8 protein-coding genes are annotated in these 9,472 nt (G+C 74.1%); 2 read left to right on the forward strand and 6 right to left on the reverse strand.

The genetic code is table 11. From position 1 onward, the window contains the following. The coding region (locus AB0B58_RS42005; protein ID WP_360236920.1) for a tetratricopeptide repeat protein at positions 1 to 1,438 on the forward strand (1,438 nt) is incomplete at its 5' end. A gap of 54 nt (positions 1,439 to 1,492) precedes the next feature. On the opposite strand, the gene AB0B58_RS42010 is transcribed toward AB0B58_RS42005, so the two are convergent. From AB0B58_RS42010 to AB0B58_RS42035, 6 genes are all read right to left on the reverse strand, one after another. Next, a complete protein-coding gene (locus AB0B58_RS42010; RefSeq protein WP_360236923.1) occupies positions 1,493 to 2,692 on the reverse strand; it encodes a hypothetical protein in 1,200 nt (399 codons plus the stop codon). A 46-nt stretch (positions 2,693 to 2,738) separates the two neighbouring features. After that, positions 2,739 to 4,463: a YncE family protein gene (locus AB0B58_RS42015; protein ID WP_360236926.1), complete on the reverse strand. Its 1,725-nt coding sequence runs from the start codon at positions 4,461 to 4,463 to the stop codon at positions 2,739 to 2,741. 148 nt (positions 4,464 to 4,611) lie between these two features. Further along, a complete protein-coding gene (locus AB0B58_RS42020; RefSeq protein WP_360236930.1) occupies positions 4,612 to 5,133 on the reverse strand; it encodes a VOC family protein in 522 nt (173 codons plus the stop codon). Between the two features lie 80 nt (positions 5,134 to 5,213). Continuing rightward, positions 5,214 to 6,317 (reverse strand): VWA domain-containing protein, encoded by a 1,104-nt coding sequence (locus tag AB0B58_RS42025; protein WP_360236933.1) that lies wholly within the window; start codon positions 6,315 to 6,317, stop codon positions 5,214 to 5,216. Continuing rightward, positions 6,289 to 6,903, reverse strand: a complete 615-nt coding sequence (locus AB0B58_RS42030) for a class F sortase (RefSeq protein ID WP_360236936.1) — start codon at positions 6,901 to 6,903, stop codon at positions 6,289 to 6,291. The genes AB0B58_RS42025 and AB0B58_RS42030 overlap by 29 nt, the downstream gene beginning before the upstream one ends. A 1-nt stretch (position 6,904) precedes the next feature. Beyond that, positions 6,905 to 8,128 (reverse strand): hypothetical protein, encoded by a 1,224-nt coding sequence (locus AB0B58_RS42035; protein ID WP_360236939.1) that lies wholly within the window; start codon positions 8,126 to 8,128, stop codon positions 6,905 to 6,907. A 417-nt stretch (positions 8,129 to 8,545) separates the two neighbouring features. Here AB0B58_RS42035 and AB0B58_RS42040 point away from each other — a divergent pair, with 417 nt between their 5' ends. Continuing rightward, positions 8,546 to 9,445, forward strand: coding sequence for a serine/threonine-protein kinase (locus tag AB0B58_RS42040; RefSeq protein WP_360236942.1), 900 nt, complete (start codon positions 8,546 to 8,548; stop codon positions 9,443 to 9,445). Positions 9,446 to 9,472: the final 27 nt, after the last annotated feature.

Raw genomic sequence — 9,472 nt, forward strand, 5'->3', positions numbered from 1 at the left:
CCGGGTCGCCGCCGAACCGCAGGCCGTCGACGAGATCATCGCCGCGTGTGCCCGGCTGCCGCTGGCGCTGGCCATCGTGGCGGCCCGGGCCGCCGGGCACCGCCGGTTCACCCTGGCGATGTTGGCCGGGGAGCTCCAGGAGGCCCGCGGTGGCCTGGACGCGTTCATGGGCGAGAACCCGGCCACCGACGCCCGCGCGGTGTTCTCCTGGTCGTATCAGATCCTCAGCGACGAGGCGGCCCGGCTGTTCCGGCTGCTCGGGCTGCATCCCGGCCCCGACATCACCATACGGGCCGCGGCCAGCCTGGCCGGCCTCCCGGTGACCCGGGCCCGCCGGCTGCTGACCGAGTTGTCCGGCGCCAGCCTGCTCGCGGAGCACGTCCTCGGCCGGTTCGCCTTCCACGACCTGCTCAGGGCGTACGCCGCCGAGCAGGTCACGGAGGCCGAGTCGCAGGACGAGCGGCAGGCCGCGCTGCGCCGGGTCCTGGACCACTACCTGCACACGACGCACGCGGCCGACCGGCGGCTCTACCCGTATCGGGACCGGATCGCGATCGAACCCATCGGCACCGGGGTGAGCACCGCCGAGCTCCCGGACGCGGAGCGGGCAATGGCGTGGTTCACCAGCGAGCACGCGGTGCTGCTCGCGGCGATCGACAAGGCGCTTGCGGCCGGCTTCAACGCACACGCCAGCAAGCTCCCGCAGACGTTCACGCCCTTCCTCAACTACCAGGGTCACTGGAACGACTGGGCGTCGAGCCAGCGGATCGCGCTGGAGGCCTTCCGGCGGCTCGGCGACCGGCCGGGTCAGGCGCTGGCGTATCACATGCTCAGTCTCGCCTACCTGCAACAGGGCCGCCTTGATCAGGCGGACAGCCACGGCCGGCGGGCCTTGGCGCTCTTCGAGGAGGTCGGCGACCAGACGGGGCAGGTGCGTATCCGTCGCGATCTCGGCCGGCTCGCGGAACGGCGGGGCGAATTCCAGCAGGCGCTGGAGCACGCCCAGATGGCTCTCGCCGTGGCCCGGTTGTCCGGCGACCGGATGTCCGAGGCCGACGCGCTGAACTGGGTCGGCTGCTACCACAGTCTGCTGGGCTTCCACGAGGAGGCGATCGCGTACTGCCATCAGTCCCTGGAGCTGTACCGCGATTTCGTCGGCCAACCCAACGAGGCAGACACCTGGGACAGCCTCGGCCACGCACACCACCACCTCGGAAACCACCAGGAGGCGATCACCTGCTACCGGCATGCCCTCACGCTCTGGCGCGACCTCGGCGACCGGTACGAGGTGGCCACCACCCTGCAACGCCTCAGCGACGTGCACGCCGCCGCGGACGACGCCGAGTCGGCAAGGGCCACCTGGCGCCAGGCTCGGACGATCCTCCAAGAGCTGGGTCACTCCACCGAGGAACTCCTGCGGCCGGCCGGCGCCCAATGACGGGGCGTCGATGCCGGCCGATCCGAAGCCGGATGACGCCGAACGTGGAGATCATCACGCGCCGGCGCCGGTAGCCGGGCCGTCCGGAGGGCTGGAGAGGTCGTGCCAGGGTGACAGCGGTGCGGGCCGTTCCCCGGCCGGCGCGGGCGGTGCCACGGGTTCGGGCGCCGGGTGGCGCGGCATCACCAGCGCGGGCACCGGCACCTCGTCCCGGTCGGCGTCGGGCCGCCGCGGTTGCGCCCAGGGCGGCTGCGCGAGGTGCGGGCTCCAGCCGAGCTCGCGCACCGGCGGCGCCGCCAGGGCCGCAGGCGTCCGGGCCGCCGGTATCCAGATCGGTGGCGGGCCCCACCAGATGACCCGTTCGCCGCTGCGCCGCGGTACGGCCGGGGCCGCTGCCGGGAGCGCCGGTCGTGCGGGTTCGGCGGCCGGCGCCGGCGTGGTCTGCGGCTGGTGCGTCGCGCTGTTCGCCGGGGCGGTGGCCAGCAGGACGGCCGCCGCGATGGTGACCAGCCCGGCGGCGGCGGCCGGCACCTGCCAGCCGTCGCGGATGGCGTCGCCGAGGAACAGCAGCGCGACGGCGGAGGGCGCGATCACCTCGGCGGTCCAGTGCACCGCCGTCACCGGGCCAACCTGGCCGATCTGCAGCGCGTGTGCGTACATCATCATGCCGGTCACGGCGAAGGTCAGCAGCGCCGCCGTGAGCGGATCGGTCACGATGTCCATCGGCCCGGCCGGCAGGGCGCGGCCGGTCAGGGCCGCGCCGCCGAGGCAGAGTCCGCCGACCGCCGCCGCGAGCCCTGGCGAGCCGATCCTGGTCGCACCCCAGCCGATCAGCGCCGCGGTGACCGCGGCGGCGCAGAAACCCAGCCGCAGCCCGGTGGAGGCCGTGACGTCGTGCTGCGGCCCGGCCGACAGGGCCAGCACCGCCAGCGCGGCGAGGGAGGCCACCACGGCGGCGACGTCGCGCCCGCGCAGCCGGGACTTCAGGATGAACCGGGCGGCGACGACCGTCACCGCCAGCGAGCCGGCCAGGATCGATTCGACCACGTACACCGCCAGCTCGCGCAGGGCGATGATCGAACCGACCCAGGCGAGCATGTCGAAGCCGATGCCGGCCAGGTAGAGCGGGTGGCGCAGGGCCTGCACCGTGCTCGTGGTGCGCCGTGCGGCGACGGCCTGCAGGATCGCCGCGGTCGCGTAGCAGAGCGCGCCGAACACTGTGATCGCCAGCGCGATCCAGGCCGCGGCGGTCATCGTCACTCACCGGCCGTCGCCGGGGTGGGTGCCCGCCGGGTGCGCATCACTCGCCCACCCGCAGCACCGAGATCGTGTCGTCGCCGCCGTTGGTCACGTAGGCCAGGCGGCCGTCGGGCGAGACCGCGACCGTACGCGGGCTGCGGCCGACCCGGACCGTGGCGGTCACCGCGCCGGTGTGGCCGTTCAGGACGGACACCGTGTCGTCGCCCTCGTTGACCACGTACGCGTGCCGGCCGTCGCCGGCGAAGGCCACGCTCTGCGGCTGCCGGCCGACCCGGAACGGTCCGGTGCGCCGCATGGTCTTCGCGTCGATCAGGTCCGCGGTGTTCGCCTCGTAGCCGGCGACCAGCACGGTCCCGCCGTCCGGCGACACGGCGACGCTGTGCGGCGAGCGGCTCACCGGAACGGACCTGAGCACCTTGTCGGTGCGCATGTCGATGATCGAGACCGCGTTCGACTCGTGGTTGGCGGTGAAGGCCCGCCGCTGGCTCGCGGAGAAGGCCACCGCGTGCGGGTTGGGCGGCACGGTCACCTGTCCGTCCGGGCGCTGGTCGGCGGTGGCGTAGATCTCGACCCGGCCCTTGCTGTGAATGGGCACCCAGAGCCGGTCGTCCGGGCAGACGGCCAGGGTGAACGGCTGCACGCCGGTGGCGAGGTACCGCACGACCCGGCGGCTGGTGGCGTCCACCACGGCGACCCCGCTGCCGGACATGTCCTTCTCGTACATCGAGACGAAGACGAGGCCGCCGTCGCGGGAGGTGGTGACGAACCGGGGGGTGTGGCGCAGGGTCACCGCGGTGACCCGCCGGCTGGCGGCGTCCATGACGGAAAGGATCCGGGAGCTCTGGTTGGCCACGTACACGGTCCGGCCGTCGGGGGAGACCGCGACGCCCTCGGGTTCGTTGCCCACCCGGATGGTGGCGATCGCGGCCGGCCTGCTGGTGCTCGCCGCGCGCAGCGCGAGCGGGACGCGCGCGAGGGCGCTCGGCGCGGGGGCCGCGGTCGCCGGACCGCCGACGGCCGCGGACAGCGGCGCCGGGGCCGTCGTGACCGGGGTGCCGGGCGCGGCCACCGGCGGCGGGTCGCGCTCCGCGCCGTTGGTCAGGGCCATTGCGACGCCCGCGCCGCCGAGCAGGGCGAGCGTGGTCAGGCCGGCGATGACCACGGCGGCTCCGGCGCGCCGGCGCGCCGGCGGGGCGGGCAGCACGGTCACCCGCGCCGCGTTTCCGCCGCCGACCCCCGCCTCCGCCTGCAGCTGTGCCTCGAGGGCGGCCTGGAACGCGGGCTCCGACTGCGCGACCCGGCCGGTGACGCGCACCTCGGCCCAGCCGGCCGTGCCGTTGACGGTGATCGACCCGTCGAGCCAGTCCGAGCGCGGTTGCCACAGGATGCGCAGGTGGCGGCCCGTCAGCGCGGCGCGGAGGCCGGGCCCGGCGGCGGTGACGGTTGCGGTGGCGAAGGCGAGCGGCGGGCCCTCGACGAGGACGTCCGCGACCAGGTGCGGCGTGCCGGCGGGCACCTCGCCGAAGTCCACGCGGTCGGGGTTGAGGCGCACCGCCGTACGCCCGAGCACGGTGGCCGCCGCCGCGGCGACACTGCGGCTGTCGTCGTCGGACAGGCGCCGCAGGGCGAGCTGGGCGGCGGCCGCCATGGCGAGGTCGGAGCTGGTCACGAGTTGGGCCAGTTCACCCACGCCCATCAGGCGAGACTCCCGGATCGGACTGTCGATCTCGGTCAGTACGTGCCGTGGCAGGAATTCTTCACTCATCGTGACCCCTCGATCAGCATGCGGTGACGAGGTGGGTCAGGGAAACCCATTGAGCGAAATTAGCGTTTGCGCATTTGTCGATGATCCGGGCATCGACCCGGCTCCAACGACCCGGGTCGATGCCTTTCGTCCGTTGTGTGCCCGCCGATCATCCCGTGACGAGGGTCGTGCCCTCGAAGATCCCCAGCTCCTCGCGGTACAGCTCGATACCGACGCCGTTGGGGTCGCGGACGTAGAGGCTGTCGTCCACGCCCCGGTCCGGGCCGAGGTACTTGATGCCGGCGGCGTCGAAGCGCTCTTTCGCGGCCGCGAACTGCTCCGGGCTCACCGACAACGCGATGTGCTGGACCCCGCCGATCGTCTCCTGGAAATCCGGGTGGTCGTGGCCGGGGAAGTCGAAGAAGCCGAGCAGGGTGCGGTTACCGACGTCGAAGAAGAAGTGGCTGGAGCCGGCGTAGTCCCGGTTCTCCACCAGCTCGACCAACGGGAATCCGAGCACCTCCTGGTAGAAGCGGATGGTGCTCTCCACGTCGCGGCAGATCAGTGCGGCGTGGTGGATGCCCCGCCCGGTGGTCGCCGGCCGGTCGTCCGGCGGCCGCAGGTACGCCTCGCGCAGCGCCGCCCGCCGTTCGCGCACGGCGTCCAGCTCGGCGCCTTCCGGCTGTGGCATGGGGTGCTCCTCTCGGATTCGGTACGGACAGCGTCATCCGCCGCCGGCAGGGGAGTCAAACCGGCGCGCGGCAGGCGGGCTCACGGCGTCGCCGGCGGCTCCCGGCCGGCCGGCGCGTGCGGTACGGAGGCCCGTCCCCGGGCGACGGTGGGCGTTCCCGCTTGCAGTACCGGGCGGGGGCGCCTGCGCCGGTACGGCAGGATCAGCGCGGCGGCGGCCAGGAGCGTCACACAGCCGACGATCGTCCACCACCAGGCGCCGGAGGTGGTGCCGGGCGTCCGGTCCGGCGGGAGAACAGCGGCGGCCGGACCGGGGTCCGCGGTGACGAGGGCGCCGCCGGTAAGGCTCAGCCCGCCGGTGTCGATCCGGACGGACACGTGCGCCGGCAGGCTGCGGGGGGTGGCGAACCGCACGAGATGGCGGCCCCGCAGCGTGGTCTCCACCTGGTCCAGGGCCGGGACCACCACGGGGGTGCCGGCCGGCGCGAAGAATCCGCCGGTGGCCCGGGCGGCGTCGGCCCAGTAGGTGCCGCCGCCGGCGGTGCCGACCACCACCAGGATCGTTCCCGCCCGCGCGAGCCGGGCGCCGAGGGCCGCCGCGTTCTCCCCGCCCGCGTCGGGGGAGGTCGTGTAGACCACGACGACGCGCGGGCCGGTCGCGGTAGCCGGGAACTGCCGCATCGCCAGCGTCAACGCCGACGACGTGCTGCGCCGGCCGGCCGCCCGCACGGAGCTGAGCGCGCGGACGACGCCCGCCGGCCCGCGCCTCGGCGGAGCGAGCACGGCCGGCGGCGAGGTGTCGGCGATCGCCGAGGCCAGCGTCCCGGCGGGCACCTCGAGGATGAAGCGGGCGGCGGCGCTGAGCCATGCCGGCAGGGCGGCGGCGCCCGCGTCGGACGCGTCCACGACGAGCGCGACCGCCAGGCGGTCGGAGACCACCGGCGTCAGCTCGGCCCGCAGCGGCGCGCCGTCGACGGTGACCGTGGCCGTCCTGGCGGCGCCGGCGCCGAGGTCGACGACCAGCGAGGTCCGCTCGGCGCCGGGGAGCACCGCGATGACGGGCAGCGGGATCGCGGCGGCGGCCGGCAGCGGGCCGTGACACAGGACGAGCAGAGCCGTCAGCAGGAGGGCCGCCGGCGCCCGCGCCGCGCGCCGGTCAGGCCGGCGTCGCGAAGACGATGACATTGTCCCGGTAGCTCCTCTGCGACTCGTCGAAGCCGCCTCCGCAGGTCACCAGCCGCAGCGTCGGCTCGAGGGTGGGCGCGTAGACCAGGTCGGTGGGGAAGCGTGACTTCGGTACCCGCGACACCTCGGTCACCCGGAAGGTGACGGTGGTCCGGTCGGCGCGGTCGACGTGCACGACCGCGCCGCGCCGTACCCGGGCGAGGCTCAGGAAGACTCCCGGGGACGTCCGGGAGTCGACGTGGCCCAGGATCACCGCCGGTCCGGGCTGACCCGGGCGCGGTCCCTGCGCGAACCAGCCGGCGCGGTCCGGGCGCTCGGGCACCGCGACGGTGCCGTCGGCGAGGCGATCGAGGTGCTCCAGGGCGCTGTCGACGCGAAGCGCGGGGATCCGCAGCCGGACCGGCGCCGCCACGACCGGGTAGGTGCGCACCGATCGGAACGTGTCCGCCACGGAGGAGGGCCCGGCCGCCGCCGGTTCCGCCGGCCTTTCCGGTGGCCCGGAACCCGGCGGCCCGGCCCGGGCGAGGCCGGTCGTCAGCAGCACCGCGAGGGCCACCAGCAGGGCGGCGCGGGCTCGTACGGACATCTCAGCTTCTCTCCACGACGCCGGCCATGGCGCCGTGGCCGGTCTCGGCCCCGCCGACGGGCAGGCGGGCCGCAACGGTGGCGCCGAAGGCACCGGCCAGCAGCCGGGCGAGCTCGAACATGTGTTCGTAGGTCTCGAACGCCATCTGCTGCGCGGTGCCGTACTCCTTGGCGGCGAAGGCCTCCGCGTGCCGCAGGAGCATCTGGTCGTGCGCCAGGAGCGCGTCCGAGAGGCTGGTCGAGCGCAGCCGCTTGCCCGTCGCGTTCTCGAGGAACGCGGCCAGCCTGCCCTCGAGCTCGTGCAGCCTCGCCCTGGCCCGGTCGCGGCGCCCGGGGTCCCGCGCGGCGGCCGCGGCCGCGTAGGCCACGACCTGATCGACGTGGCTCGCCCACAACGACTGGAAGCTCCGCGCCGCCCCCGCGCCGAACAGGCTGTCCATGGCGGTCGCCAGATCGCGGGTGTTGCCGTTCAGCATCTGCGCCGCGGCGGAGAAGTCCGGGCTGTTCGTGACGGCCGCCCTGGTCACGTCCTCCACCAGTACGACGTGTTCGGCGAGCAGCTTGCCGAGCTGGGACCGCAGGCGCCAGATCGGTGCGCGCAGCGCGGCCGCGTCCCTGCCCGTGAGCAGCGCGCCGGCGACGGTACCGCCCAGCTCGTAGGTGTGCTGGTAGGACTCCCGGTAGAGGCGTTCGGCCGCCGGGTAGTCGCGTGCCGCATAGGCGTCGGCCTGGCCCAGGAGATGGTCGACGTGCATGCGCATGGCGCGGTTGGCCGCCCTGGTCGTCAGGCGCCCGTGCGAGGCGTCGACGAAGAACCCCGCCAGGTCCTGCTCGTACTCGATCAGCTCCTCGCGCGCCTCGGCGCGCACGGCGTCGTCCTGATCGGCCAGTCCGCGGGCGTAGGTGAACAGCTCGACGACGTGCTCGGCCCACAGCGCCGCGAACCGGCGCGCGGTGGCGTCGCCGAACAGGTCGCGCAGGAGCTGGGTCATCGCGTCGGTGTTGCGGCCGAGCGCGGCGTTCGCGGACTGGGCGAAGTTCTCGTCGCCGCGGATCCGGCCGCGCATGAACTCCGCGGCCAGCACCGAGTGCTGCCCGAGCAGCGCCTGCAGTCGCAGCGCCTGCTCGGCCGCCGAGGGCGCCGCGGCCGTCGTCGCGTGGCCGGCATGGGCCGCGGGTGCCGGCCGGGGCGGCGGCGCGGTTGCCGGCCCGGCCGGCAGCGCCATGATCAGTCCGAGGCAGAGTATTGCGAACCGCCGCGCGTGATTACCATTTCCCCGTATCCGCATCTGCTTCATCGCCCGGCATCTCAATAGGAGTGGCCGCCGAACCCGGGTGCCGACCGCAGGTGCGGCAGCGGTGCCGGCGGTTGCGTCGGGGGCTGACTCTACGCTGGTCATCGATGGTGGTCGAGTACTCGGCCGTCCCACCGTTCCGGTCCGTCCGGCCAGGAATCCGCACCGGTACAGCGCCTTTCCACCGGCCGGACGGAGCAAAGTCGCCGTCGGATTTCCGACACCCTCCGGGGTCTGCGTCAATTGCACCGGATACCTATTCGGACGGGCGTGAAACGTGCCGCCGCGCGCAGTACGGTCAGGGTGCAGCAGGCAGCACCGACCTTTCCGGACACGTGGGGTGACGGCATGCCGGGTGTGGGACAACGCGTCGCCGGGCGCTACCGGATCGCCCGCCCGCTCGGCTCCGGCGGACTGGGCCGGGTCTGGCTCGCTATCGACGAGATGCTCCACCGGGACGTCGCGATCAAGCAGTGTGCGCCACCGGACGGCCTCGAACCGGACGAGCAGGAACTGCTGCGCAGCTGGATGCCGATCGAGGCCCGGGCGGCGGGGCGGGTCAGCCACCCCAACGTGATCCGGATCTACGACGTGCTGCCCGGCGAGGACGAGCCGTGGATAGTCATGGAGTACGTGCCGTCGCGATCGCTGCTACAGGTGATCAAGGAGTCCGGTCCGCTGCCGGTGGAACGGGTGGCCGGTATCGGGCTGGCGCTGCTGTCCGCACTGGACGCCGCGCACCGGGCGGGCGTCCTGCACCTCGACGTCAAGCCGGGCAACGTGCTGATCGCCGACGACGCACGGGTGGTGCTCACCGACTTCGGCCCGGCCGTGACCGGCGAGGGAATCGCCGCCCTGGCCCGCCGCGGCATGATCCTCGGCTCGCCGAACTACGTCTCGCCGGAGCGGCTCTTCGACGGCGTCGCCGCCGCGCCGGCCGACCTCTGGTCCCTGGGCGCGACGCTTTACCACGCGGTGGAGGGGCGGCCGCCGTACGTCCGCGAGACGCCGGCGGCCACCATGCGGGCCCTTGCCGGCAGCGCACCGGACCGGCACCACCTGGCCGGGCCGCTCGCAGGTGTCCTCGACGGACTGCTGCGCCGCGATCCCGGCGCCCGCATGACGGCGGTCGAGGCCGGTGACCGGCTCAGCCGGCTGGCGGGCGCCGGGCCCGCGCCGGCAGCAAGGTGCGGGTGTGGTGGGGAGACGGCAAGGACTCCACGGTCAGCCGGACGACCAAGCAGGTGACGCACTACTACACCAGTCAGACGAGCT

The sequence above is a fragment of the Actinoplanes sp. NPDC049118 genome, from assembly GCF_040648555.1.
GTDB lineage: Bacteria > Actinomycetota > Actinomycetes > Mycobacteriales > Micromonosporaceae > Actinoplanes.

Coding starts and splice junctions, on each gene's coding strand:
- AB0B58_RS42025 (WP_360236933.1), bottom strand. CDS start 6,317: ATGTCATCGTCTTCGCGACGCCGGCCTGACCGGCGCGCGGCGCGGGCG.
- AB0B58_RS42010 (WP_360236923.1), bottom strand. CDS start 2,692: ATGACCGCCGCGGCCTGGATCGCGCTGGCGATCACAGTGTTCGGCGCG.
- AB0B58_RS42040 (WP_360236942.1), top strand. CDS start 8,546: ATGCCGGGTGTGGGACAACGCGTCGCCGGGCGCTACCGGATCGCCCGC.
- AB0B58_RS42035 (WP_360236939.1), bottom strand. CDS start 8,128: ATGGCGCTGCCGGCCGGGCCGGCAACCGCGCCGCCGCCCCGGCCGGCA.
- AB0B58_RS42015 (WP_360236926.1), bottom strand. CDS start 4,463: ATGAGTGAAGAATTCCTGCCACGGCACGTACTGACCGAGATCGACAGT.
- AB0B58_RS42030 (WP_360236936.1), bottom strand. CDS start 6,903: ATGTCCGTACGAGCCCGCGCCGCCCTGCTGGTGGCCCTCGCGGTGCTG.
- AB0B58_RS42020 (WP_360236930.1), bottom strand. CDS start 5,133: ATGCCACAGCCGGAAGGCGCCGAGCTGGACGCCGTGCGCGAACGGCGG.